This is a genomic window from Syntrophotalea carbinolica DSM 2380 (assembly GCF_000012885.1).
Classification (GTDB): domain Bacteria; phylum Desulfobacterota; class Desulfuromonadia; order Desulfuromonadales; family Syntrophotaleaceae; genus Syntrophotalea; species Syntrophotalea carbinolica.
In genome coordinates, this window is the sequence record NC_007498.2 from 3,607,553 (window position 1) to 3,631,134 (window position 23,582).

20 protein-coding genes and 1 tRNA gene are annotated in these 23,582 nt (G+C 59.9%); 16 read left to right on the plus strand and 5 right to left on the minus strand.

Going from position 1 to position 23,582, the window contains the following annotated elements:
* The first annotated feature begins 23 nt into the window (after window positions 1–23).
* The 5 genes from PCAR_RS16710 (at window position 24) to PCAR_RS16730 (ending at window position 6,954) form a co-directional block, all read left to right on the plus strand.
* A complete protein-coding gene (locus tag PCAR_RS16710; RefSeq protein ID WP_011342888.1) occupies window positions 24–1,535 on the plus strand; it encodes an efflux transporter outer membrane subunit in 1,512 nt (503 codons plus the stop codon).
* Window positions 1,535–2,716 carry an efflux RND transporter periplasmic adaptor subunit gene (locus tag PCAR_RS16715; RefSeq protein ID WP_011342889.1) on the plus strand — a complete coding sequence of 394 codons (1,182 nt, stop codon included), beginning with the start codon at window positions 1,535–1,537 and terminating at the stop codon, window positions 2,714–2,716. The genes PCAR_RS16710 and PCAR_RS16715 overlap by 1 nt, the downstream gene beginning before the upstream one ends.
* Window positions 2,716–5,844: an efflux RND transporter permease subunit gene (locus PCAR_RS16720; RefSeq protein WP_011342890.1), complete on the plus strand. Its 3,129-nt coding sequence runs from the start codon at window positions 2,716–2,718 to the stop codon at window positions 5,842–5,844. Before PCAR_RS16715 ends, PCAR_RS16720 begins: the two co-directional genes overlap by 1 nt.
* Window positions 5,845–5,944: 100 nt before the next feature.
* A complete protein-coding gene (locus PCAR_RS18865; RefSeq protein ID WP_011342891.1) occupies window positions 5,945–6,553 on the plus strand; it encodes a TetR family transcriptional regulator in 609 nt (202 codons plus the stop codon).
* Between the two features lie 32 nt (window positions 6,554–6,585).
* Complete coding sequence (locus PCAR_RS16730) at window positions 6,586–6,954, plus strand: hypothetical protein (protein WP_011342892.1); 369 nt, start codon at window positions 6,586–6,588, stop codon at window positions 6,952–6,954.
* Window positions 6,955–7,003: 49 nt separating this feature from the next.
* Here the strand turns inward: PCAR_RS16730 and PCAR_RS16735 are convergent, their stop codons facing one another.
* The 3 genes from PCAR_RS16735 to miaA all read right to left on the minus strand — a co-directional run bounded on the left by PCAR_RS16735 (window position 7,004) and on the right by miaA (window position 9,627).
* On the minus strand, window positions 7,004–7,333 hold the full coding sequence (locus PCAR_RS16735) for a PilZ domain-containing protein (protein WP_245523298.1): 330 nt from the start codon (window positions 7,331–7,333) through the stop codon (window positions 7,004–7,006).
* A 74-nt stretch (window positions 7,334–7,407) separates the two neighbouring features.
* Complete coding sequence (locus PCAR_RS16740) at window positions 7,408–8,715, minus strand: glycosyltransferase family A protein (RefSeq protein ID WP_011342894.1); 1,308 nt, start codon at window positions 8,713–8,715, stop codon at window positions 7,408–7,410.
* 15 nt (window positions 8,716–8,730) lie between these two features.
* Window positions 8,731–9,627, minus strand: a complete 897-nt coding sequence (gene miaA / locus PCAR_RS16745; RefSeq protein WP_011342895.1) for a tRNA (adenosine(37)-N6)-dimethylallyltransferase MiaA — start codon at window positions 9,625–9,627, stop codon at window positions 8,731–8,733.
* 171 nt (window positions 9,628–9,798) lie between these two features.
* On the opposite strand from miaA, the gene pcnB reads away from it, so the two are divergent.
* The 8 genes from pcnB (at window position 9,799) to PCAR_RS16785 (ending at window position 19,093) form a co-directional block, all read left to right on the plus strand.
* Complete coding sequence (pcnB, locus tag PCAR_RS16750) at window positions 9,799–11,103, plus strand: polynucleotide adenylyltransferase PcnB (RefSeq protein ID WP_245523299.1); 1,305 nt, start codon at window positions 9,799–9,801, stop codon at window positions 11,101–11,103.
* A gap of 47 nt (window positions 11,104–11,150) precedes the next feature.
* Window positions 11,151–12,092, plus strand: a complete 942-nt coding sequence (locus PCAR_RS16755; RefSeq protein ID WP_011342897.1) for a tetratricopeptide repeat protein — start codon at window positions 11,151–11,153, stop codon at window positions 12,090–12,092.
* Between the two features lie 24 nt (window positions 12,093–12,116).
* Complete coding sequence (locus PCAR_RS16760; RefSeq protein WP_011342898.1) at window positions 12,117–14,099, plus strand: hydantoinase/oxoprolinase family protein; 1,983 nt, start codon at window positions 12,117–12,119, stop codon at window positions 14,097–14,099.
* Entirely contained in the window at window positions 14,096–15,709 is a 1,614-nt protein-coding gene (locus tag PCAR_RS16765) for a hydantoinase B/oxoprolinase family protein (RefSeq protein WP_011342899.1), read from the plus strand. The genes PCAR_RS16760 and PCAR_RS16765 overlap by 4 nt, the downstream gene beginning before the upstream one ends.
* Window positions 15,687–17,060 (plus strand): UbiD family decarboxylase, encoded by a 1,374-nt coding sequence (locus PCAR_RS16770; protein ID WP_011342900.1) that lies wholly within the window; start codon window positions 15,687–15,689, stop codon window positions 17,058–17,060. The genes PCAR_RS16765 and PCAR_RS16770 overlap by 23 nt, the downstream gene beginning before the upstream one ends.
* 98 nt (window positions 17,061–17,158) lie before the next feature.
* Window positions 17,159–17,737, plus strand: coding sequence for a cob(I)yrinic acid a,c-diamide adenosyltransferase (locus tag PCAR_RS16775; protein WP_011342901.1), 579 nt, complete (start codon window positions 17,159–17,161; stop codon window positions 17,735–17,737).
* An 84-nt stretch (window positions 17,738–17,821) separates the two neighbouring features.
* Window positions 17,822–18,361 carry a Slp family lipoprotein gene (locus PCAR_RS16780; protein ID WP_011342902.1) on the plus strand — a complete coding sequence of 180 codons (540 nt, stop codon included), beginning with the start codon at window positions 17,822–17,824 and terminating at the stop codon, window positions 18,359–18,361.
* Window positions 18,362–18,400: 39 nt separating this feature from the next.
* Window positions 18,401–19,093 (plus strand): lipid-binding SYLF domain-containing protein, encoded by a 693-nt coding sequence (locus PCAR_RS16785; protein ID WP_011342903.1) that lies wholly within the window; start codon window positions 18,401–18,403, stop codon window positions 19,091–19,093.
* Between the two features lie 134 nt (window positions 19,094–19,227).
* On the opposite strand, the gene PCAR_RS16790 is transcribed toward PCAR_RS16785, so the two are convergent.
* Together PCAR_RS16790 and PCAR_RS16800 are read right to left on the minus strand one after the other, a co-directional pair.
* Window positions 19,228–19,623, minus strand: a complete 396-nt coding sequence (locus PCAR_RS16790; RefSeq protein WP_011342904.1) for a YkgJ family cysteine cluster protein — start codon at window positions 19,621–19,623, stop codon at window positions 19,228–19,230.
* Between the two features lie 219 nt (window positions 19,624–19,842).
* Window positions 19,843–19,918, minus strand: a tRNA-Phe gene (locus tag PCAR_RS16800).
* Between the two features lie 166 nt (window positions 19,919–20,084).
* Between PCAR_RS16800 and PCAR_RS16805 the strand changes: the two genes are divergently transcribed.
* The 3 genes from PCAR_RS16805 to PCAR_RS16815 are packed head-to-tail and all read left to right on the plus strand — an operon-like array spanning window position 20,085 to window position 23,511.
* A complete protein-coding gene (locus PCAR_RS16805) occupies window positions 20,085–20,759 on the plus strand; it encodes a DUF5752 family protein (protein ID WP_011342905.1) in 675 nt (224 codons plus the stop codon).
* A complete protein-coding gene (locus PCAR_RS16810) occupies window positions 20,759–22,021 on the plus strand; it encodes a glycosyltransferase (RefSeq protein ID WP_011342906.1) in 1,263 nt (420 codons plus the stop codon). The genes PCAR_RS16805 and PCAR_RS16810 overlap by 1 nt, the downstream gene beginning before the upstream one ends.
* A 59-nt stretch (window positions 22,022–22,080) precedes the next feature.
* Entirely contained in the window at window positions 22,081–23,511 is a 1,431-nt protein-coding gene (locus tag PCAR_RS16815) for an alpha,alpha-trehalose-phosphate synthase (UDP-forming) (protein WP_011342907.1), read from the plus strand.
* Window positions 23,512–23,582 lie beyond the last annotated feature (71 nt).

Consider the following 23,582-nt stretch of genomic DNA (forward strand, 5'->3'; position numbering starts at 1 on the left):
TGTATTATCCCAACGAGGCCACCATGACAGTTGAAAAAATCGATGCGGAAAATAAAGGCTGGCGGAGCCACGGTCACCGTCTGACAGGTTTTTTTGCCGGGATGCTGGGGCTGTTGCTGCTTAGCAGTTGCATTGCCGTCGGTCCCGATTATGCCCCTCCCGATATCAAAACGCCCGATGACTGGCGCTCCGGACAGGACCCCGCCCTGGTGCCCGACCAATCCGTTACGGTCGACTGGTGGGCAACCTTCGAAGATCCGCTCCTCGACCAATATATCGAACAGGCCGGCCGGAACAATCTGGATATCCGCCAGGCGGTATCGAGAATCCGGGAAGCACGGGCCAGCCTCGGCGCCGCGCGCGGAGCCTGGTGGCCGGAAGCGAATGCCAAGGGTAGCGCCATACGGCAACGCAGCAGCGAAAACGGCATGTACTCGACCGGCGGCAAAACCGAGACCTTGTACAATACAGGGCTCGATGCCAGTTGGGAAATCGACCTGTTTGGTCGCATCCGCCGGTCGGTAGAGGCGGCCCAGGCCGATTATCAGGCCAGCGAGGAGGACCGCCGCGATGTGCTGATCAGCGTTTTTGCGGAAGTGGCACGCACCTATTTCGATATTCGCACCTACCAGGCTCGCCTGGCGGCGGCGCAAGGGAATATCGAATCCCAGCAGCAGGTTCTGAAACTGACCCGCTCGCGTTTCAGAAACGGACTTGCCACCGGTCTCGACGTGGCCCAGGCCGAACAGGTACTGGCTGCATCCCAGGCGGAAATTCCGCCGCTGCAGGTCGGCTTGACCCGCTCCGTCAATACCCTGGCGGTATTGCTGGGCCAGGCGCCCGGCAGCCTCTCCGAGCAACTGGAGAAACCGGCACCGATCCCGGTGCCGCCCGCCCGGGTTGCCGTCGGGGTTCCCGCCGACCTGCTGCGCCAGCGGCCCGACATCCGCCGCGCCGAACGCCAGCTCGCCGCCCAGACCGCACGGATCGGCGTGGCGACGGCCGATCTCTATCCGAGCCTGTCGCTGAGCGGCACCTTCGCCTTTGAAGCCATCGATGCCGGTAACCTGCTGAAAGGCAGCAGCCGGGCCTTCGGCTTCGGGCCGACCCTGCGCTGGATGCTGTTCGATGGCGGACGGGTCCGGGCCCAGATCGCCGTGCAGGACGCCAAAACGGAGCAGGCGCTTTTATCTTATGAACAGAGCGTGCTGGAGGCCCTGAACGAGGTTGAAAACGCCCTGAGCCAGTATCTGAACCAGCGCAACCGTCTGTCGGCCCTGGAACGCTCGGTACAGGCGGCGCAACGCTCCCTGAAGCTTGCGACCCGCCTGTATCGCGACGGCCTGGTCGATTTTCAGAACGTCCTCGATGCCCAGCGGTCCCTGTTCGACAACGAGAACCAGCTGGCCGCCGCGCGCGGCGATACCTCCATCTACCTGGTGCAGTTGTATAAGACCCTGGGGGGAGGCTGGAACCCTGCGGACAATCTTCAAACCGGCAAAACTGCGGACAACACCCCTGAGGAGAACAAGTAATGGCCAAGATCATCAAAACCCATAAAATCCTGTTGGGCTTGCTGCTGGCAGCGCTACCGCTAACCGCCGGATGTCGCGATCAGAACAAGTACGTCGCACCGCCGCCGCCTACGGTGACCGTCGCCTGCCCGCAACAGCGGGACATCACCCACTATGCCCAGTATTCCGGATTGACCGACGCTGTCGAATCGGTGGAAATCCGCGCCCGTGTGGAGGGCTATCTGCAAAGCATCCATTTCAACGACAGCGCCATGGTCAAAAAAGGCGACCTGTTGTTCGTTATCGATCCCAAACCGTACCAGGCCCGCCTGGACGAAGCCGAGGCGACCCTGGCCATGCGGCAGGCCGAACTGCGTCTCGCCGAAGCGACACTCAAGCGCAAGGAGAGCGCCTTCGAGGATCAGGCGGTCAGCGAAGTGGAAGTCATCGAGGCCCGGGCGCAAAAGGACCAGGCGGTCGCCGCTATCGCCGCCGCCAAAGCCGCCATCGAAACGGCCCGCCTGGAACTGTCCTACACCCGTGTCACCGCGCCGCTGAGCGGGCGCATCGGCCGGCGCCTGGTCGATGTCGGCAACCTGGTCGGTGCCGGCGAAAATACCCTGCTGGCCACCATCGTCAGCATCGATCCGATCTATGTCTACTTCAACGTCAACGAGCGCGATCTGCTCGATTTCCAGAGCCATCGTACCGGACAACAGGGCCCGACCAATGGCAATGGCCATACCGTCATTAATCTGGGCCTGTCCAATGAGAAGGGCTATCCCCACACAGGCAAGGTCGATTATGTCGACAACCGGGTCCAGGCCGAGACCGGTACCATCCAGGTGCGCGGCGTGCTCGACAACGCCGACGGCAGTCTGTTGCCGGGGCTGTTTGCCCGGGTGCAGGCACCGATCCGTACCATCGAAAAGGCCTTGCTGGTACCCGAGTCGGCGCTTGGAGTCGACCTGCAGGGGCATTACCTGCTGACCGTCAACGGCAAAAACGAAGTTGAATACCACGCGGTGAGCATCGGACCCAAAGTCGATGGGTCCCGCGTGATAGAGACCGGCGTACAGGCCGGTGACAGGGTCGTTGTCAAGGGCCTGCAGAAGGTCCGAGCCGGGGTCGTGGTGCAGCCGGTCACAGAAACCGCTCAGAATCCCGCCAACGGGACGGAGACCAAGCAGGGAGGGGCCTGATGTTCAGCCGATTTTTCATTCACCGCCCCATCTTCGCGGCGGTTATTTCGATTATCATTGTCATCGCCGGGCTGGTGGCGGCCCGCACCTTGCCCGTTTCCCAGTATCCGGAAATCGCCCCGCCGACGGTAAGGGTTACCACCTCCTATCCGGGGGCCAATGCCAATGTCGTCGCCGAGACCGTGGCACAACCGATCGAGGAGCAGGTCAACGGTGTCGAGGGGATGCTCTACATGTCGAGCACCTGCACCAATAACGGCGAATATACCCTGACCGTCACCTTCGAGGTCGGAACCGATCTGGATATGGCCGCGGTGCTGGTGCAGAACCGCGTGGCCATCGCCGAACCGTCGCTCCCCGAGGAGGTCAAGCGCAACGGCATATCGACCAAGAAGCAGTCGACTAACATTTTGTTGATCGCAAGCCTGTTTTCCCCCGACAGCCGTTTCGATACCCTGTATCTGAGCAATTACGCCTCCTTGCGCATCAAGGACGAACTGGCCAGGGTCGACGGCGTGGGCGATGTCACGATTTTCGGGGCCCGCGACTACAGCATGCGCATCTGGCTCGATCCGGATCGACTGCGAGCCCGCAGCCTGACCACCGCCGATGTCATCGACGCCCTGCAGGAGCAAAACGTGCAGGTCGCCGCCGGCCAGATCGGCCAGGATCCCGCCCCCGCCGGACAGAGTTTTCAATTTACCGTCAATACCCTGGGCCGACTCAAGGATGCCGGACAATTCGAAAACATCATCGTCAAGGCCGGCAAGGAAGGCCGCCTGATCCGCCTGCGGGATATCGCCCGGGTGGAACTCGGGGCCAAAAACTATTCCAGCCTTTCCCAGCTTAACGGCACGCCCAGCGTATCTATCGGTATTTACCAGTTGCCGGGCGCCAACGCCCTGGAGGTGGCGGAACGGGTCGAAGCCAAAATAGCGCAACTGTCAAAGACCTTTCCCGATGGTCTGGAGTACAAGATTCCGTTTAACACCACCATGTTCGTCGACACCGCCATCGACGAGGTGGTGATGACCCTGTTGATCGCCGTGTTGTTGGTTTTCCTTACCATCTACGTGTTTCTGCAGGATTGGCGGGCCACCGTCATCCCGGCCCTGACCATCCCGGTGTCGCTCATCGGTACCTTCGCGGTCATGGCCGGCATGGGGGTCAGCATCAATATGTTGTCGCTGTTCGGTATCGTGCTGGCCATCGGCGTAGTGGTCGACGATGCCATCGTGGTGGTGGAGAATACCGCGCGTAACATCGACGACCACGGTCTGACGCCCCGCGAAGCGACCATCCGGGCCATGCAGGAGGTGACCGGACCGATCATCGCCACCACCCTGGTCCTGCTGGCGGTGTTTATCCCCACGGCGTTTCTGGGGGGCATCACCGGTCAGCTCTATCGCCAGTTCGCCCTGACCGTGGCGGTGGCTACGGTATTCAGTTCGATTAATGCTCTGACCCTGAGCCCGGCCCTGTGCGCTTTATTGCTGCGTCCGACAAAAACCGCTCACTGGGGCTTTTTCCGGCTGTTCAACTGGACCTTCGAGCGTACCAGTAATCTCTATGCCCGCCTGCTCGGCGGTCTGGTGCGACGGGCCGTTCTGACCCTGGTCTTGTTCGTGGCTCTGGCCACAATGGCCTTCTGGGGATTCGTGCGCCTGCCGACGGGGTTTGTGCCGAGTGAGGACCAGGGTTACTGTTTCGTCAGCATTCAATTACCCGATGCCGCATCGTTAGAACGTACCGGGGCGGTGGTCGAGCAGGTCAACCAGCGACTTGCCGCTATGGACGGCATCGGTGACTGGGTGTCGATCATCGGTTTTTCCCTTATCGACGGTGCCGCCAGTTCCAACATGGCCACGATCTGGGTCGTATTCGATCCCTGGGAAAAGCGCATGTCCGCGGATCTCAGTCAGGATGCCCTGGTCGGGCGAATGGCCGGAGAATTTTCCGGCATCCAGGAAGCCCGCATCTTTCCCTTCGTACCGCCATCGATCCGCGGCCTGGGTTTTGCCGGCGGCTTTCTCATGGAATTGCAGGATCGTAGCGGCGTCGGCCTGAATACCCTGCAAAATGTCGCTGCCGACATGGTTCAGGATGCCAACGCCCAATCGAAGTTGCAGGGGGTCTACACGACCTTCCGTGCCAACGTGCCGCAGCTGTTTGCGGATGTCGATCGCACTCAGGCCAAGACCCTGAATGTTCCCCTGTCCAACGTCTTCAATACCCTGCAGGCTTTCCTCGGATCGGTCTACGTCAACGATTTCAATAAATTCGGGCGTACTTACCAGGTCAAGGTGCAGGCCGACGGAGCCTTCCGCAGCGATGTGGAGGACATCCGCCGCCTGGAGGTGCGCGACACGGCGGGACGCATGATCCCCCTGGGCACCCTGGTATCGGTGAACGAAACCGTCGGGCCGCAATTGATCCGGCGTTACAACATGTACCCTTCGGCCACCATCAACGGCCGTGCGGCAGCGGGGCGCAGCTCGGGCGAAGCCCTGGGCGTTATGGAAAGCCTCGCCGCGGCCAAGCTTCCCGCCAGCATGGGATTCGAATGGACCGGCATGTCCTATCAGGAAAGCACCACGGCAGACCAGGGATTGTTTATTTTCCTCCTGGCGGTGGTTTTCGTCTACCTGGTGTTATGCGCCCAGTACGAAAGCTGGTCGAGCCCGCTGGCCATCATTCTGTCGGTACCGCTGGCGCTGCTGGGCACGGCATCGGCAGTCATGATGCGGGGCATGGAGGTCAACGTCTATACCCAGATCGGTATCGTGTTACTCATTGCCCTGTCGTCCAAAACCTCCATCCTCATCGTCGAGTTCGCCAAGGCCAAGCGTGACGCCGGCGAGGATATCGCGGATGCGGCGCTGGAAGCGGCGCGCCTGCGCTTCCGGCCGATCCTGATGACCGCACTGACCTTCGTTCTCGGGGTCGCGCCGCTGGTTGTCGCCACCGGAGCCGGTGCCGCCAGCCGCCAGGCCCTCGGTACGGCGGTGTTCGGCGGCATGCTGTCGGCAACCTTCCTGCTGATACTGTTCGTTCCGGTTTTTTATGTGGTGATTCAAAGAGCCAGCGAAGCACTGCGGGCAAAATGGTTGGACAGAAATGACGAATAACGATAACCTTTTAGCGGCCGGATGGCGTCTTGACGCCTCCGGGCCAAACGTTTCCCGCCGATGCGGCGAGACTTTGAACCGATTTTAGGAAGGAGATGGAATGGCCCGAAAAACCAAGGCAGAAGCCGAACAGACCCGCCGGGACATCCTTGAGGCCGCGCTGGAGCTGTTTCACGCCAAAGGTTATACCCGGACCACACTGGAAGAAATCGCCCGCAGCGCCGGCGTCACCAGGGGCGCCATCTACTGGCATTTCAAAGACAAGGTCGACCTTTTCAACGGTCTCAAGGACGAGATCGAATGTTCCACCGAAACCCGCCTGGAGGATCTGCTGCTGGTTTCGGTGAACGAACTTTCGGATTTTCGCGACAACATTCTGCGACTGTATCGCAACCTTGAAAACGACGAACATTTCAAAAAGTTCTTCGAATTAATCTTTTTACGAGCGGAATTTACCGAGGAACTTCAGCCGGTATTGAACCAGTTCAAAATAAAACTGCACCGGCTGCAGCAAAAGGACACGGATGATTTTTCCCGCCTGCAACAAGCGGGGAAGATTTCGGCGAATCAAGATTGCGTACAATGTGCATTCGCCCTGCGTTGCCTGATCATAGGAAGCCTTAATTCCTGGCTGATAGAGGAGGGAACGTTTTCGATTGTGGAACGAGGCGGCGCACTGATAGACCACTTCCTGAATTCCTTACGCTGACAACAGATAGTATCTTTCAGAAAGGAATGCCCATGAGCGACGAACAAACCGCCGAGCAAAGAGTGGCAGCCTGCCTGCAACTCAGCGAAAAAGGCGAAGAAATGCTGAAAATCGTCCTTGAGGAAAAACTTCCCGAAGCGGCACAGCAACAGCTGTGGCTGGACTTCGACACCCGCTTCCGCCAGGGGTGTATCAAGGAGACGAACGGCAACGTGGCCCTCGACAATGAGGCTTTTGCCGCATTTGCCGACGATTCCCATGCGATACCGATCAACACGGGAGTGGAGATTTACAACGGTTGTTCAAAAGCGTTGGCGGGACTGGAAGGTCACGACTGCCGCGTCCTGAGATGCCTGGCCCAGATCTACCTGGCGGCAAAAATGGCATTGAAGTTCAAATGACAGGCAAGCAGAAGCGGGCCTAAAAGATCCGGAACCCGCCGTCTTCAGATTAGACCTCGTTCTCCAGCACCCATGCATCGATGGCTTGCGCTGTTTCCTCGTCCAGATCGATAAACCGCATCCCCATACCGGGATCGTAAGGGGAATTGTGGGAAAAGTCGCGTTTCCAGATGACCTCGCAAAGGCAGGTTACGTAGCGTCCCAGAGGCGGGATGGGGATTTCCAGATCGAAGCGGCTGCCCGGCTCACGGGGGTTGACGGTGCTTATGTACAAGCCGCCGCGACTGATGTTGCGCGCATAACCGAAAAATACGCAGCTGTCGGAAGGACGGCTCTGGTGCACCACCAGCAAGGGGCACGAAAGGTATCTGCGACGCATGGACGTTCTTGAGAGGGTTTCCGTTGTCATGACAGCTCTCTCTTTGATGGGGCCGGCAATCGGGCAGGGCAGGATCACGCCACCCTACAACAATTCGATTTTTCAGACAACCTGCAAGAAGCACAAGGCGTGCCGATTTGCCGCTGCCGTAATAGCATCAGCTGTTTTTGCGGCTCGTCAACCGCTGGCAGACCGACCCGCCGCAACAGAGGCGCTATGGCCTCGGCTGCCGCTTGGCGTGGCCAGCCGGCATCGGTCAGATAGTGGATCAGTCGCGTCGTTTTCAATCCGTCGAACCAGCCATGGAATGCCTTCAGACGGCTTTGGCGATCGGCATGATTGCGACACAGCCGCGGCCACGTCTCCTGAAAGTTCTCTTTACGCAAAAACCCCGCCAGCAATTCACTGATAACTCCTGCCTGCTCAAGGATTTCCCCACCGTCGGTTTGCCAGTGGGCAGACACCAGCTGCAGCCAGTCATGCAGCATCTCGTAACAGCGAGGATCGTAGTAAAGCCGTGGCGCACTCCCATCCGACGCCAGCTGCGCCACGCTACGCCCGGTGCCAAAAGGCGTGCGCTGCGAAATCCGCGCCGAGGGGTAAACCACCGTATCGACGACACCGCCAACCCCCGAGGTTTTGGCCAGTTGCTGTAAAAAATAGAAATCTTCGCCGGCCTGGCGGCGGTTCATGCCACCGGATCGCACATAGTCGTCAGCACGACAGACCATGGTGCTGCCGACGGTGTGAAAAGCATAGGGCGAGCCGGCCCATTGCAGACCGAGCACATGCCCGCGCAGATAGAGTTCGTAGGCTATCATGGCCTGCTGCTGCGCCTTTTCGCCGGTGACCGGATGACAAAAGGGCACCACCGCTCCGCCGGCTTCGGCGATGGCGAAATGGGCCTTTAAAGCCGGCAGGTAATCGTCTCGGACCAGGGTGTCGGCATCGAGATTCGCCAGGATCGGACCCGCCGCCCAGTCCAGTCGCTGCAGCACCAGATCGAGACCGATTTTGCGCGCCAGCCCCACACCGCCTTTGCCAGGCAGTTCCAACCCGTCGGCAGCAGCATCGACCCAACCCAGATGGGGCAAAAACCCGAGCGACTCCCTCAATTTCCGTAAGGTCAGGTCATTATCCTGTTTATCGCTTGCGGCAGCGTCCTGTCGCTGATTGACCACCACAACCACCAGAAACTCTTCAAGCACAGAGGCCGGATTGGCCTGCAGGCTGGCCAAGGTGGCGAACAGATGGGCGCTTTCGGCCAGTGCCGGGATCACCACCGCGCCCCGATAGTCGTGGCGCAAAGCCCCCTCAATACGCCACGGGTGGGTTAGCGCACGTTTTTCCAGGTAGCGTTGGACAGCGACAGGCAAGGACATTGTGATAACCTGTGATTAAGACATAAAAACGCGCAGCAACCCCTGCAGAGGGTCGCCGGCGCCATCCAGCCAATGGATCTGAACGCCCTGACGCTCCATACGGCGGAACCAGGTGTCCTGGCGTTTGGCGAACTGATGGATGGCGCTGTTAAGCTTCTGAAACATGTCGTTGCGATTCAGCTCCCCGCGCAAATGCTGCGATACCAGCCGGTATTCGAGGCCATAGTGCTCCAACATCCGGTGGGCGACTCCGGCATCAAGCAGCGCCTGAACTTCATCGATGAGCCCTGCGTCGAGACGCTCTTTGAGACGGGCGGTGATACGCCGCCGCAACACGGCCCGCTCCCAGCGCACCCCGAACACCAGCGGCCGCAGTCCCGGCAGCACCGGGCCGGTTTCGCCGCAAGCCTTTTCGCCTTCGGCGATTTCGATGGCGCGCAGCAACCTCTCGCGATGGCCCAGATCGGTGGTGTTGTGCTGTTCCGGTTTGAGGGCCCGAAGCCGCTCTGCCAGTTGATCCATACTCAAGGGGTCCAGTTCGGCGCGCAAAACGGGATTCTCCGGCACCTTGACGAGACGGTAGTTGCGCAGCACGCAATCGAGGTACAGACCGGTACCGCCGACCAGCACCGGCAGTCTGCCTCGCTTGCGGATATCGGCGTAAGCCGTACAAAAACGCTCCTGAAAATCGAATACGGAAAACTCGCTGCCCGCCTCGCAGATGTCGATGAGATGATACGGAACATCGCCGTATTCGGAGAGGTCTTTGCCGGTTCCGATGTCCATACCGCGAAAAACCTGCCGCGAATCGGCCGAAATGATTTCACCGTCAAGGGCGCGGGCCGCCGCCACTCCGAGGCGGGTTTTGCCGGAGGCGGTCGGGCCGAGGATGACCAACAGGTTGCATGTCATAAAAAAACCTGGGAACGGGTTGGATAAACGGGTATCGCCGCATGATAGGATTTTTGACAGTCCTTTGCAACGGTATGAACACATCGATGCTTTCCTTTGCGCACAAACTCTGATAAATTGGATCGCATTTTGAAAGAACCTTATTCCATGAAAATTCAAGCAGTTGAGCCTATGATTATGACTGAACCGGACAAGGAAATGGATACCGGCGCACAGGGCCCTGTAATCGTGCCCCGTTCACAACATTCCATTTCCCGCAAACACATCAACGAACATAGTCTCAAAGTCCTGTACCGGCTGCGCAATCACGGTTTCAAGGCTTATCTGGTCGGCGGAGGCGTACGTGACCTGCTTCTGAATCGGCGCCCCAAGGATTTCGATGTAGCGACCGATGCCACCCCGTCGCAGGTCAAAAAACTGTTCCGCAACTGCTTCCTGGTCGGCCGGCGGTTTCGCCTGGCCCATATCCGGTTTGCCGAAAACTACGTCGTCGAAGTCGCCACCTTCCGGCGGCAACCGCGCCCCGAGGAACTGCCGGACGATCCGGCGGAACATTTCTTCTTTACCGAAAACGTGTTCGGCACGCCGCGCGAAGATGCCTTTCGCCGCGACTTTTCCATCAACGGACTGTTTTACAACATCGACGATTTTTCCGTCATCGACCACGTCGGCGGGCTCCAGGATCTGGAAGCCAGACGCTTGCGGGTCATCGGCGATCCGTTGGTGCGATTCACCGAGGATCCGGTCCGCATGTTGCGGGCTCTGGAGTTTGCCGCGCGCCTGGGCTTTTCCCTCGACGAAGGGATTCGGGAAGCCATCTATCTGCGCGGCCCCCTGATTGCGGAAGCAGCGCCGGCCCGGATTCGCGAGGAAGTGATGGAACTGTTTCGGCACGCGGTGGCGGGGCCGGTGTTCCGCGAAGCCCAGGCCATGGGGCTGCTGAGCCACCTGCTGGCCGGTTACGAGGTAACCGAGGAAACCCTGGCGCTGCTGGAAGGCGTCGACCGGCGCACCGGCAAAGGTGCCGCCGTGGAAGAATCGCTGGTACTGGCGACCCTGTTTCTGGCACGCTTTCGCCATGCCCTGCCGACAGACGATGAAGCCACGATAGGCAACGCCTTGCAGCTGGCCAATCTGCTGCTCACCCCCATGTGCGCCTATTTCCGCATCGCCCACGGAACCCGTGCCCGTGCCCGGGACCTGCTCATCGGTTTCTTCCGTCTCAGCCGAGGCCGCGGTCGGCGGGGCGAGGCCCGCTTCCTGCGTCACACCAGCTCCGTGCAAGCACTGGAGTTCTTTGCCCTCTGGTGCGAAACCACGCAGCAGCAACTCGATCTGCTGGCGGACTGGCGGCTGGCTTTTGCCGGCACCGAGGCCCCGTCCGCCAAAAGTAGCAAACCCAGCCGTCGCCGTCCTCGCCGCCGGCGGCGAAGCGGGCAACGACGGTCGCCTAAGCCGGCTCCCAAGGCGGACTAGCCACCAGGAACCACAGACATCGACCCTGCGGCTGAAAAGGAGGAACCATGCGCTGTCCCCGTTGTCAGGCGGTTGTTTCGGAACAAGCCAAATTCTGTGAGTTGTGTGGAATAAAACTCGAACGCGATGCCCGATCCCTGCATGAAGAAGCGGTCGACCTTTACCATCGCGGGCAGGTCGAGCAGGCGCTGTCGCTGTGGAAGGAGGCGCTGAAACTGGAACCCGACTTCAGCCAGGCGCACTACTACATCGGGCTGGCGCTGTACGATCAAGGGGATCTGCCCCGCGCTATCAAGGCCTTTCGAGCGGCCCTGGCCGAGTCCCGGGAACCGTTCCGCATCCTCTTCAAGCTCGGCCTGGCACAGTACGGCCTGGGGGATCTTGCCGCCAGCGTGGCAAGTTTCAAACAGGCCCTGCAAGTCAATCCCGCCAGTGCCGAAACCTGTTATCGGTTGGGATTGTCCTATCTGCGGCAATCCGACCTGGAGCAGGCCCGTGCCGCCCTCGACGACGCCATCCGGCTCAATCCCAAATATACCCGGGCGCTTTTTATCCTGGGAATGATCTATTCCCAGCAAGGCAATCCTACCGAGGCCATCCGCCTGTTCCGTCAAGTCGAGCAGGCCAGTCCGGACTATACCGAGGCCTGTTTCGAGTTGGGGATGGCACTGTTGCGTAACGGCGAACTGGACGAGGCCGCTGCGCAGTTCGAAAAAACAACGGTCAACAGCCCCCGCTTTACGCCGGCCCATTTTATGCTGGGCGAAGCGCGACGGCGGGCCGGCAAACTGTCGGAAGCCATCAGCGCCTATCGGCAGGCGCTGGAACAGAATCCCCGCGATACCGAAGGCTGGCTGCATCTGGCGGAATGCCAGGCGCGCCTCGGGCAGACCGATGCCGCCCGCGAAGCCCTCGACAAGGTTCTGTCTCTCCACCCGGAACATCACCAGGCAAAAGCCCTGGCAGAGCAGTTGACCAAGACCCTCTGACAGGTATGCAAAGGAAAAACTAGCGTGAAGAAGCAACCCGAAACATCGCTGCTCGGGGTCGACACCGGCGGCACATTTACCGACCTGATACTGGTCACAGGCTCCAAAGTGCGTACCCACAAGCTCCCTTCCACCCCGGACGATCCGTCGCGGGCCGTTCTCGAAGGGATCGCGTTTCTGCTTGGCGAGGATCAGGCCCTGGTGTTCCACGGCTCGACGGTTGCCACCAATGCCCTGCTGGAAGGCACTGGGGCGCCGGTTGCGCTGGTGACGACCCAAGGTTTCGGCGATGTACTGCACATCGGTCGGCAACAGCGCCCCCGGCTCTACGCTTTGCATCCCGAAGACCGCCGGTCGCTGGTTGCGCGCGAACATGTGGTGGAGGTGCGGGAACGGATAGAGGCGGATGGCTCCGTGGCCGAGCCCCTTGACGAGGAAGAGATCCGCCGGGTCGTGAAACAGTTGAAGGCCTGCAACTGCGACTCGGTGGCGCTTTGTCTGCTGCATGCCTACGCCAATCCCGACCATGAACAGCGCCTGCAGAAAGCTCTGGAAGACGCCGGTCTTCAGGTATCGGCTTCGCACCGGGTGTTGCCGGAATACCGTGAATTCGAGCGGGCCTCGACCACCGCCGTCAATGCCGCCGTATCGCCGGTGATGACGCGCTATCTCGACCGCCTGCAAAAGGGCCTCGAACATCGTACCTTGCGCATCATGCAGAGCAACGGCGGTGCCATCCACGCCGAAACCGCCGGCAGCGAGGCCGTACGCACCATTTTATCGGGACCGGCAGCCGGGATGGTCGGCGCCTATGTTACCGCCAGGGCAGCCGGCTTCGAACGCATCATCACCTTTGACATGGGGGGGACCAGTACCGATGTCGGGCTGTGCGACGGCGAGGTGCCGGTCACCTCGGAGACCATGCTGGCCGGTTGGCCGGTCAAGGTGCCGATGATCGACATTCATACGGTTGGCGCCGGCGGCGGTTCCATCGCCCGCGTCGATGTCGGGGGCGCGCTTCGCGTCGGCCCGCAAAGCGCCGGGGCCGATCCCGGTCCGGTCTGTTACGGCAAAGGCTGCGACGTCACGGTGACGGATGCCAACCTCTATCTCGGCAGGCTGTTACCCGACCGGTTTCTCGGTGGCCGTATGCACCTGGATGAACACCGCTGCCGCCATGCCATGGAACAACTGGCCGAAGGCGCCAAGCTGCCTGCCAGACGCCTGGCCGAAGGTGTGCTGGAGGTAGCGGAAGCCACCATGGCCGGGGCTTTGCGGGTGGTCTCCGTGGCCAAGGGCTACGATCCGCGCGATTTCACCCTGCTGCCGTTCGGCGGCGCCGGCGGCCTGCATGTCTGCTCCCTGGCCGACAAACTGGGGATTCCATCCGCCCTGATCCCGGCCCATCCGGGGTTGCTGTCGGCCGTCGGTCTGGTGCTGGCCGACGTGATACGCGATTATTCCCTGTCCGTGCTGCGCGCCGGCGAAAGTTCCATGGCCTCCCTCGAAGCCTTGTTTGCCCCCCTTGAAGAACGTGCCCGCCGCGACATGGCCGCCGAAGGGGTAACCGGCGGGGCGCTGCGTCTGGAACGTGCCCTCGATATGCGTTATCGGGGCCAGTCCTTCGAAGTGACGGTGCCGTTGCAGGAAGGTTTTCGCGCCACCTTTCATGACCGCTATCAGGATCTGTACGGTTATCACGACAAAGACCGGGAGCTGGAGATCGTTACCCTGCGCCTGCGCGCCGTGGGGGGCGGCCCCCAACCTGACCTCAACCTCGGCAGCGCCATGCATGGAACACCGCAACCGGTGGCCACCCGACAGGTGGTCTGGAACGGTAGCGAAACGACCTGGCCCGTCTACCAGCGATCAGACCTGCCTGTCGACAGCATGCTGCACGGACCGGCTCTTATCGTCGAAGAAACCTCCACCCATGTGCTTGCGCCGGACTGGCAGGCCAGGGTGGACGGCGGCTTCAACCTGCTGCTGGAAAGGGACCAGGCATGAATCCGAACATCGATCCGATCCGCCTTGAAGTGCTCAAAAACCGTTTCGCCTCCCTCACCGAGGAAATGGGCGCGGTACTGCAGCGTACCGCCTTCTCCCCCAACATCAAAGAACGCCGCGATTTTTCCTGCGCGCTGTTCGACAGCGACGGCGAAATGCTCGCCCAGGCGGCCCATATCCCGGTTCACCTGGGATCCATGCCCTTATCCGTCGCCGCGGCCATTCGCCGCATCAATATGGCGCCCGGCGACATGGTCATGCTCAATGATCCCTACTGCGGCGGCACCCATCTGCCGGATATTACCCTGGTGATGCCGGTTTTCTGCGGCGGCGCAAAGCCGGCGTTTTACCTCGCCAACCGGGCCCACCATGCCGATGTCGGCGGCATCAGTGCCGGCTCCCTGCCGTTATCCACGGAAGTCTTTCAGGAAGGTTTGCGCATTCCGCCGGTCCGGATCGTGCGGCAGGGGCGGCTCCAAGAGGAAGTGCTGGCGATGCTCTTAGCCAATGTGAGAACCCCGGTAGAACGCGAAGGCGACCTGAATGCTCAACTCGCCGCCAACCGTGTCGGCGAGCGGCGGTTGCGGGAGATCGTGGCCCTTTACGGTCTGGATGAAACCGACCTTTACGGCCGCGCCTTGCTCAATTACGGCGAGCGCATGATGGCCGATGTCATCAGTGCGATACCCGACGGCTGCTATCGCTATGAGGACGCCCTGGACGATGACGGCACCGGCAGCGGACCGATCCCGATTCGCTGCGAATTGACGGTGGCCGGTCGGCGCGCATCCGTCGATTTTTCCGCCAGCGCTGAGCAAGTCCCTGGCTGCGTCAATGCCGTACGGGCGATTACCCTGTCGGCGGTGTTCTATGTGTTTCGCCTGCTGGCGCCGGAAGACATGCCCGGCAGCGCCGGGTGCATGCGCCCGCTGGCGGTGCGTACCGTGCCGGGCACGGTGGTCGATTGCATCTTTCCGGCAGCTGTGGCCGGCGGCAACGTGGAAACCTCCCAGCGCATTGTCGATGTACTGCTCGGCGCCCTGTCCCAGGCCCTGCCCGATCGCATCCCGGCCGCCAGTTGCGGTTCCATGAGCAATCTGACCATCGGCGGGGTCGATCCCCGCAGTGGCGATCTGTTCGCTTATTACGAAACCATTGCCGGCGGAGCCGGCGGCGGGCCCCTGGGGCCTGGCGCCAGCGGCTTGCAGACCCACATGACCAACACCCTCAACACCCCCGCCGAAGCCCTGGAGCATGCCTATCCGTTGCGGGTAAAGCGCTATGCCCTGCGTGACGGGTCGGGCGGCAGCGGCCGACACCCCGGCGGCACGGGAGTGATCAAGGAGCTGGAAATCCTAGGCGAGAGCCGGATCACCCTTATCAGCGACCGCCGCAACCTGGGCCCTTACGGCCTGGCCGGCGGCGGGGCCGGACGCCCCGGACGCAATGCCCTGCTGCGGGAGAACCAACTGACGGAGCTGCCGGGAAAATGTTCCGTGGCCGCACGTACCGGCGATGTCCTCATCATCGAAACTCCCGGTGGCGGAGGCTGGGGCGACGATCATGCCACCCCCGAAAAGGGCACCCATGAACGATCCGACCGCGATTAACGACCTGCGTCAATTCCTGGCCTTGCTGGAGGCACAAGAAGACCTGCGCCGCATATCCGTCGAAGTCGATGCGGAGCTGGAAATCGCCGCCATTACGGACCGCGTCTGTAAAGGCGCGGCCGGAAGACGGGCGCTCCTGTTTGAGCGCGTACGCGGGTACCGAGCCCCCGTCGCAACCAACCTGTTCGGCGCACCCCGGCGAGCCGCCTGGGCCCTGAACGTGCAACATGCCGATGAAGCGGCCGGTCGGCTGATACGGGGGCTGGAGCAGGTTCCTGGCGAGGATGCTGAAACCCGCCTGCGCCGCCTGCTGCAACAACCGCAATTTGCCCCGCGCCGGCAAAGCCGCGGGGATTGTCATCAGGTGGTCATGACCAGGCCGGACCTGTCCCGAATACCGGCTTTGCGCAGCTGGCCCGGTGATGGCGGTCGCTACCTGAACCTGCCCCAGATCTACAGCCGTCACCCGGACGGCGGCGTGGGCAACTGCGGCATGTACCGGTGCCAGATTCTGGGTCCGCGGCAAATCGCCGTGCATTGGAAGGAGAGCAGCGATGCTGCGCGCCATTGCAGTGCCTGGCATGCACGCAATCTGCCCATGCCGGTGAGTATCGCCCTGGGCGGCGCCCCGGCCATGATGTTTGCTGCAACCTTTCCTCTGCCGCCCGATATCGATGAAGCGGCTCTGGCCGGTCTTCTTTGCGACCGCCCCATGGCCATGGCCACCTCGTTATCCAGCGACCTGTCGATTCCTGCTGCAGCGGAATATATTCTTGAAGGGCTGGTGCATCCCGGCGAAACGGTTGAAGAAGGCCCGTTCGGCAATCACACGGGCTTTTATCAGCCACGCACCCGGGTGCCCCTGCTGCGAGTAACGTCCGTAAGCCATCGTTACGACCCGATCCTGGTCACCACGGTTGTCGGCCCGCCGCCCATGGAAAACTGCTACCTCGGAAAGCTTGCCGAACGCCTGCTGCTGCCTCTGCTGCGTATCGACCATCCCGCCATCGTCGATATCCACATGCCCGTTGAAGGGATCTTTCACGGCGCCACCCTCATCGCTGTCCAGCCAGGCACCTCGGGAAAATCCCTGCTGCAGGATCTTTGGCAGAACGGGCCGCTGCACAGTTCCCGTCTGCTGGTGGTGGCAACCGCAGATGAAATACGGAATCCGGCCACTTTTTTCTGGCGCACCCTGAACCGTCTCGATGCCAAACGCGACCTGCTGGTGCGGGATGGACGCCTTGGCATCGATGCCACGCGGGACCCGGCAGGACTGCAGGTGCTACGCCCGGATGCACAGATCCGATCCCTGCTTCAGCGACGCTGGGCCGAGTACGGTCTCGACTGACCTGCCTGCCGTTCTGTGCCGAAAGATGCAGCAACACGGAAAATGGGATACAATGGGCAAAGAAGACAACCGCCCGGCAGCCTTTAACGGAGGATGTTATGACTCGCGGCACCCCGCCTGAAAAAATTGAGCATCTGCAACCGGAAAAGCGTTACGGGCTGACCGTGGTGCTGACCGGCAACGGCAAAGGCAAGACCAGCTCGGCTCTGGGCATGGTCTTGCGGGCCTGCGGACACGGCATGCGCAGTTGCATTATCCAGTTCATGAAAGGCGACCTGTACGCCGGCGAGTGGGACGGCATCAAAAAGCTCGGCGACCAGGTTGAGCTCTACCATACCGGCAAAGGCTTTTGCGGTATCCAGGGCAACACCTATCCCTACGAGGAACATCGTGCCAACGCCCAGGACGCCATCGACCTGACCCTGGAGAAAATGGTCTCCGGAAAGTTCGATCTTCTGGTTCTGGATGAAATCAACAACGCCCTGCACCTGAAACTGGTCGACCTGGACCAGGTACTGGATCTGCTTAACCGCAAGCCGCCGCTGTTGCACATGGTGCTGACCGGGCGCAACGCACACCCCGACATCATCGAGCGGGCCGACACGGTCAGCGAAATCCGCGAGATCAAGCATGCCTTCCGGCGCGATATCGAACCGCAGCCCGGCATCGATTATTGAGCCTCCGGCATACCCAATCTCCGAGGCATGCTTTTTCTGTCCAGACAAAACGGCAACAAAGCAGCAACCCCCTAGGAGACGGCCATGAAAAAATCGCTATTCTTGGTGCTTTTTCCAGCTCTGCTCGGTCTGCTGACAGGTTGTGGATCGGTTCTCTCCAAAGACGCCCTGTACGACGTCAACTACGAAGTGGAATATCCCCAACTGAAAGCCTCGCCGGAAACGCACCTGGGCAAGACCATCATCCTCGGCGGCTTGATTCTGGAAAACCGGATCACCGACGACGGCTCCACTCTGGAAATCCTCAAATACACCCTCGACAAGCGGGACGAACCGCAGGACCCCGATGAGCTGGGTGGACGCTTTTTGGCCCGCAGCGACCGACTGCTCGACCCGAGCATTTATAAGGAAGGGAAACTTGTCACCCTCACCGGCACCCTGCGCGGCGTCGAGGTCCGGCCTATGCAAAAAGCCCGTTACCACTATCCGGTTTTCGAAATCGGCGAACTTTACCTGTGGCCCGAGCAACGCTATGATCGCCCCTATCCCTACTACCCCTACTACGGTCCGTTCCCGTACGGGTACTATTATCCCTATTGGCGTGGACATCCCTATTGGTGGTAAGGGAAAAGGGGACGCAATCTCTGCTGACAGGAGGATGGCATGTTGAAGCCGAAAGGTTATATACGTCTGCTGGCCGGTATGCTGACCATGCTGGGACTGCTCTGGAGCGGTTCGGCACCGGCCGCCGAGCAGGAAACAACCGTCCACCAGGCTGTCGCCGTCCTCGACAAGATCATGGAGATTCCCGAATCGGCCATACCCCCCAGTCTGCTGGCCAATGCCTACGGGATCGCCATCATTCCCGGGGTGGTCAAGGGGGCCTTCATCATCGGCGGGCGTTATGGGGAAGGGGTGCTGCTGGTACGTACTCCCGGGGGAGGGTGGAGCAATCCGACCTTCCTGTCCATCGGCGGTGGCAGCTTCGGCTGGCAGATCGGCGGTCAGTCAACGGATGTCATCCTGGTGTTCAAGAGCCAACGCAGCATTGAAGACATCAAACGAGGCAAATTCACCCTCGGCGCCGACGCGGCGGTGGCCGCCGGGCCAGTGGGACGAAGGGTGGAAGGCGCCACCGACGTGATGCTCAAGGCGGAGATTCTATCCTACAGCCGTTCCCGGGGATTTTTTGCCGGCGTTTCCCTGGAAGGCTCGGTGCTGAATATCCTCTGGCAGGACAATGCCGCCTATTACGGGCGACAAAATGTTACGGTCGAGGATATTTTCTCCGGCCGCGTCCGCGGACCGGCCTCGGCGACAACCTTGCGCAGGACAGTGGACACGTACGCGCCTTAGGACAACATTTTACAACATGGAAAAACCCCGTCCTTGGTCCTTGGTCCTTGGTCCTTGGTCCTTGGTCCTTGGTCCTTGGTCCTTGGTCCTTGGTCCTTGGTCCTTGGTCCTTGGTCCTTGGTCCTCGATTGATTCTAGCTCTTACACTGATAGGCACAATACCCCGGCCGCGGACCGACCTGCGGGTGATTACGGCAGGTATTGGGGCGCTTTGGGTAAATCGTGCAGCGACGACTTTTCTGATCGAGAAAAATGCAATCGTCGTTGGCCAGCCGCGCCAGCGTGAAGATTTCGCTTTTGAAATTAAAATGATCGATAAGCCCCTGCTTGCGCAATCGTTTGGCGATCTCCTTGGCCGGTTCGTCAACCTCGAAGGCATCGACCAGCTCCATACGCACCAGATCCTCAATGGTCACTTCCACCGGCAGGCTGCAACAAACGCCCAGGCAATCGTTGCACAGCCCCTTGCGATACTTGACCCAGGTCGACGGCATATCGACATGGCAACCCTGTCTTGCGTGATGTCTCATCATCTGAACTTCGGAAATGGAATAAACGGAAAATTTACGGCGGGGTCAGGGAAAGACACTCTTGTCCGAAACTGCCGCTGCTTTTTGCACAACGGCCAAAGACCTTAATAAATGCCGGGAGAATTTGCAAGGATAGATCGGAGAGAGCACCGAAGAACAAGAGCCGCCCTTCGCGCAAAAAAAAAGCCTGCGTCGGTAACGCAGGCTTTGATATGCAAATGGTGCCCAGAGACAGAATCGAACTGCCGACACGAGGATTTTCAGTCCTCTGCTCTACCGACTGAGCTATCTGGGCAATGCGAGTTCCGTTTATAAAGAATTCGCCCGCTTCTGTCAAGAAAAAACATGGACTTTTTGTAAGCAGCTCGTCAAATTGCCTCTGCCGCAGCTTATGTTATTCTTTCATAGACACCGAACATCAAATCATATCCACCATTTAGAACCCGTTTTACAGGAGTTCCATGGCAACGGCTACATCGAACATAGCGCCTTTTGAAGTAAAGGACTGCGCCCTGATTACCCTGTCGACGGGCACCAAGGTGCAAAACCTCAAGGAATTTCGGGACGCGCTGGAAAGAGTGCCCATCGCCAGCATCGACCATCATTTCTGGGGCCGTCTGCTGCGCCCCCAATTTGACGAACCGGAATACAACAACGACTTTGCCTCCTGGGCCTATCGGGGCCTGCACGACAAAACTCTGGCAGAGCGCCTCAGCATGACGTTGCCGACGGACTTTCCCAGCCTGGAGGCCCTGCGTCTGGAACTGGTCGATACCGTGGAGCAACGCCTGGACGAAAGCGAAATGATCCCCTGGGCCCGGGCCGACAATCTGTTTTATTTTCTGCATTCCAAGATTGTGGTCTTCGACACGGGGCTGCGCTTTGACAACCCCAAAGACTTGACCGCCTATCTGCCCACACTGTCCACCGGCTGCATCTTTTACCATTTCATCGACGCGCGCAGCCGCACCGAGCAACGCTGCGACGATTTTTCCGCGTGGCTTGGCGGTTTTGGCGAGTGTTACCGGAATCTGCAAGAACGCTTGAGCGGTTTCGACCCCTACTTTTCCTCCCTGGACGAAATACGCACCCATATCGCGACTCTTTTTCAGGCGTTTTTCGAGGAGCAAAGCTGATGTGCCCCCCTCACGACGACCAAAACCGGGATTTCCTTGAACAGTATGCTTCTGTGACGGGGTCCGCCGTCATTCAGCATCTTGAGCAACTGGCAGCGCCCCTCAGAGGCGCCCGGGTCGTGCATGTCAATTCCACCCGCGAAGGCGGAGGAGTGGCGGAAATTCTGCAAAAGCTGATCCCATTGAAAAGGGCCCTGGGTATCGACGCAAGCTGGGAGGTTATCAACGGTTCGCCGGCTTTTTACGAATGTACCAAAAGCTTTCATAATGCCCTGCAGGGCATGCACATAAAAATTCCCCGGAATTTGTTATCCGCCTACGAGCAGACCAACGAACAAGGCGCCGAACAGTTAAGAGATGTTCTTGCACAGGCGGATTTCGTCTTCATTCATGACCCCCAGCCGGCCGCACTGCTGTCCCATTTTCCCGAACGACGCGGCAAATGGATCTGGCGCTGTCATATCGACGCCAGACATCCGTATCGCACAGTCTGGAAATACCTGCGCCCGTGGCTGGCCGCTTACGATGCCAGTATCTTTTCCCTGCCGGAATTCGCCCAGCCGTTGCCGCATCCCCAATACATCATTGCACCGAGTATCGACCCGTTAAGCGAAAAGAACCGCGCCCTGCCCACGGCGGACATCGAAGCGGTGTACGGACAATTCGGCATCGATCCGGAACGGCCCATGGTGCTGCAGGTCTCCCGCTACGATCGGTTCAAGGACCCTCTGGGCGTTATTCAGGCCTTCAATCTAGCCGCCAAATTGACCCCCCTGCAGCTGGTTCTGGCTGGTGGTGGGGCGAGCGACGATCCGGAAGGGCAGGCGATTCTTCAGGAGGTACAGCAGGCGGCGGAAGGTCATCCGGATATTCATGTTTTGCTGCTGCCTTCGGATGCCCACCGTACCATCAATGCTCTGCAGCGAGCCGCAGACATCGTTATCCAGAAATCGATCCGGGAGGGTTTCGGTTTGACCGTAACGGAAGGCATGTGGAAGGGCAAACCGGTCATAGGCGGCGACACCGGTGGGATCCGGTTGCAGGTGTTCAATCACTATACCGGGTTTCTGGTTCGCACGCCGGAAGGCGCGGCTCTGCGCATGCGGTACCTACTTCATCGTACCCACCTGCGCCAACAGATGGGCGAACGGGCCCGCCAGTTCGTCATGGACAATTTTCTCATAACCCGCCACCTGCGGGAATATCTGACCTTACTGGTCGGCCTGCAAGGCAGTTGTGAGGAGCGGGTCGTTGTCGGTTGACCATCGGAATATCTATTGTGTCCATAAAAAGATCCATGCAGAAAGAGGAGTGATGCACCATGTCCCCAAGCCTTAGCAAACGTCTGCTGATTATTTCCAACAGATTGCCCACCGTCATCGCACAGAATGAGGATGGCTGGTCCATGAAGCCTGGATCGGGAGGCCTGGTTACCGCCCTGGCCCCGATCATGCGCAAAAACCATGGAGTCTGGATCGGCTGGCCCGGCTGCGGAGATGACGCGCCCCTCGACAAGCTGCTGCGCGAATTCAAGGATCAGCAGGGATACCAGCTGGTGCCGGTGCCTCTCAGCGAGGAAGAGGTGGAACTCTATTACCGGGGTTTTTCCAACGCCGCCATTTGGCCGATGTTTCACGACCTGCTCGGTTTTTGCCGTTTCGAGCTGCCCCACTGGCAGGCCTACAATGCCGTCAATCAGAAATTTGCCGCGGCCATCGCCGAACAGGCCGTTCCCGACGATTTTGTCTGGGTGCACGATTACCAGTTAATGCTGGTCGGCGCGCATCTGCGCGACATGGGCCAGCAGGATCGTTTGGCCTTTTTCCTGCACATTCCGTTTCCTTCCCCGGACCTTTTCCGGAGACTGCCGTGGAAAATCGAACTGATCAAGGGGCTGCTGGCTTACGACCAACTCGGTTTCCAGACACTGCGGGATCGGCGTAATTTCGTGCAGACCGCCACCCTGCTGGTGCCGGAAGTCGAGGTCGTCAGCCGCAAGCGCCATCATACGCTGTTGCAGTGGGGGGATCGGATTATCAAGGTCGGACATTATCCGATCAGCATCGACTTCACCGAATTCGATCAGGGGGCACGCTCCCACGAGGTCGAGGACGCAGCCTGGTATCTGCATGAAAACCTGCGCGGGCGCCAACTGGTGCTGGGCGTCGACCGTCTCGATTATACCAAGGGCATCCCGGAGAGGTTTCTGGCTTTTGAGCGGGCCCTGGAAAAATACCCCGAACTGATCGGACGGATATCGCTGCTTCAGGTCGTGGTCCCCAGCCGCACCCTGGTACCCGACTACGCCAATCTCAAAGAACAACTGGATCAATTGGCGGGACGTATCAACGCCCGTTTCGGCAAACCGGAATGGCTGCCGATCCTGTACGTCTTTCGTTGCCTGGAAAGGGTACAATTGCTGGCGCGCTACCGCACCTCCGAAATCGCCCTGATCACCCCGTTGCGCGACGGCATGAACCTGGTTGCCAAGGAATACTGCGCCAGTTCCGTGGAAAACAACGGCGTATTGATTCTCAGTGAATTTGCCGGGGCCGCCGATCAACTCGGCAAACATGCTCTGCTGGTCAATCCCTACGATACCGACGGCACCGCCGATGCCATTTACCAAGCCTTCACCATGGAACCGGAAGAGCGCCGCCAACACATGATGCACCTGCGGTCCGATATCCGCCGCAACGACGTTCATCGCTGGTTGCGGCGCTTTGTCGAGTCGGCCGACGGGGACAACTAGCGATTTGAGCAACAGCGTGTTTTTACTTGCTTTTGACAGGGTGATCTGTTAGTCATAAAAACATTCAGACT

What these genes read in the sequence shown, in the direction of transcription:
- PCAR_RS16730 (WP_011342892.1), top strand. Translation starts at nt 6,586, where the DNA reads ATGAGCGACGAACAAACCGCCGAGCAAAGAGTGGCAGCCTGCCTGCAA.
- PCAR_RS18865 (WP_011342891.1), top strand. Translation starts at nt 5,945, where the DNA reads ATGGCCCGAAAAACCAAGGCAGAAGCCGAACAGACCCGCCGGGACATC.
- pcnB (WP_245523299.1), top strand. Translation starts at nt 9,799, where the DNA reads ATGATTATGACTGAACCGGACAAGGAAATGGATACCGGCGCACAGGGC.
- PCAR_RS16735 (WP_245523298.1), bottom strand. Translation starts at nt 7,333, where the DNA reads ATGCGTCGCAGATACCTTTCGTGCCCCTTGCTGGTGGTGCACCAGAGC.
- PCAR_RS16810 (WP_011342906.1), top strand. Translation starts at nt 20,759, where the DNA reads ATGTGCCCCCCTCACGACGACCAAAACCGGGATTTCCTTGAACAGTAT.
- PCAR_RS16765 (WP_011342899.1), top strand. Translation starts at nt 14,096, where the DNA reads ATGAATCCGAACATCGATCCGATCCGCCTTGAAGTGCTCAAAAACCGT.
- PCAR_RS16805 (WP_011342905.1), top strand. Translation starts at nt 20,085, where the DNA reads ATGGCAACGGCTACATCGAACATAGCGCCTTTTGAAGTAAAGGACTGC.
- PCAR_RS16710 (WP_011342888.1), top strand. Translation starts at nt 24, where the DNA reads ATGACAGTTGAAAAAATCGATGCGGAAAATAAAGGCTGGCGGAGCCAC.
- PCAR_RS16785 (WP_011342903.1), top strand. Translation starts at nt 18,401, where the DNA reads ATGTTGAAGCCGAAAGGTTATATACGTCTGCTGGCCGGTATGCTGACC.
- miaA (WP_011342895.1), bottom strand. Translation starts at nt 9,627, where the DNA reads ATGACATGCAACCTGTTGGTCATCCTCGGCCCGACCGCCTCCGGCAAA.
- PCAR_RS16715 (WP_011342889.1), top strand. Translation starts at nt 1,535, where the DNA reads ATGGCCAAGATCATCAAAACCCATAAAATCCTGTTGGGCTTGCTGCTG.
- PCAR_RS16720 (WP_011342890.1), top strand. Translation starts at nt 2,716, where the DNA reads ATGTTCAGCCGATTTTTCATTCACCGCCCCATCTTCGCGGCGGTTATT.
- PCAR_RS16790 (WP_011342904.1), bottom strand. Translation starts at nt 19,623, where the DNA reads ATGAGACATCACGCAAGACAGGGTTGCCATGTCGATATGCCGTCGACC.
- PCAR_RS16770 (WP_011342900.1), top strand. Translation starts at nt 15,687, where the DNA reads ATGAACGATCCGACCGCGATTAACGACCTGCGTCAATTCCTGGCCTTG.
- PCAR_RS16815 (WP_011342907.1), top strand. Translation starts at nt 22,081, where the DNA reads ATGTCCCCAAGCCTTAGCAAACGTCTGCTGATTATTTCCAACAGATTG.
- PCAR_RS16740 (WP_011342894.1), bottom strand. Translation starts at nt 8,715, where the DNA reads ATGTCCTTGCCTGTCGCTGTCCAACGCTACCTGGAAAAACGTGCGCTA.
- PCAR_RS16780 (WP_011342902.1), top strand. Translation starts at nt 17,822, where the DNA reads ATGAAAAAATCGCTATTCTTGGTGCTTTTTCCAGCTCTGCTCGGTCTG.
- PCAR_RS16755 (WP_011342897.1), top strand. Translation starts at nt 11,151, where the DNA reads ATGCGCTGTCCCCGTTGTCAGGCGGTTGTTTCGGAACAAGCCAAATTC.
- PCAR_RS16775 (WP_011342901.1), top strand. Translation starts at nt 17,159, where the DNA reads ATGACTCGCGGCACCCCGCCTGAAAAAATTGAGCATCTGCAACCGGAA.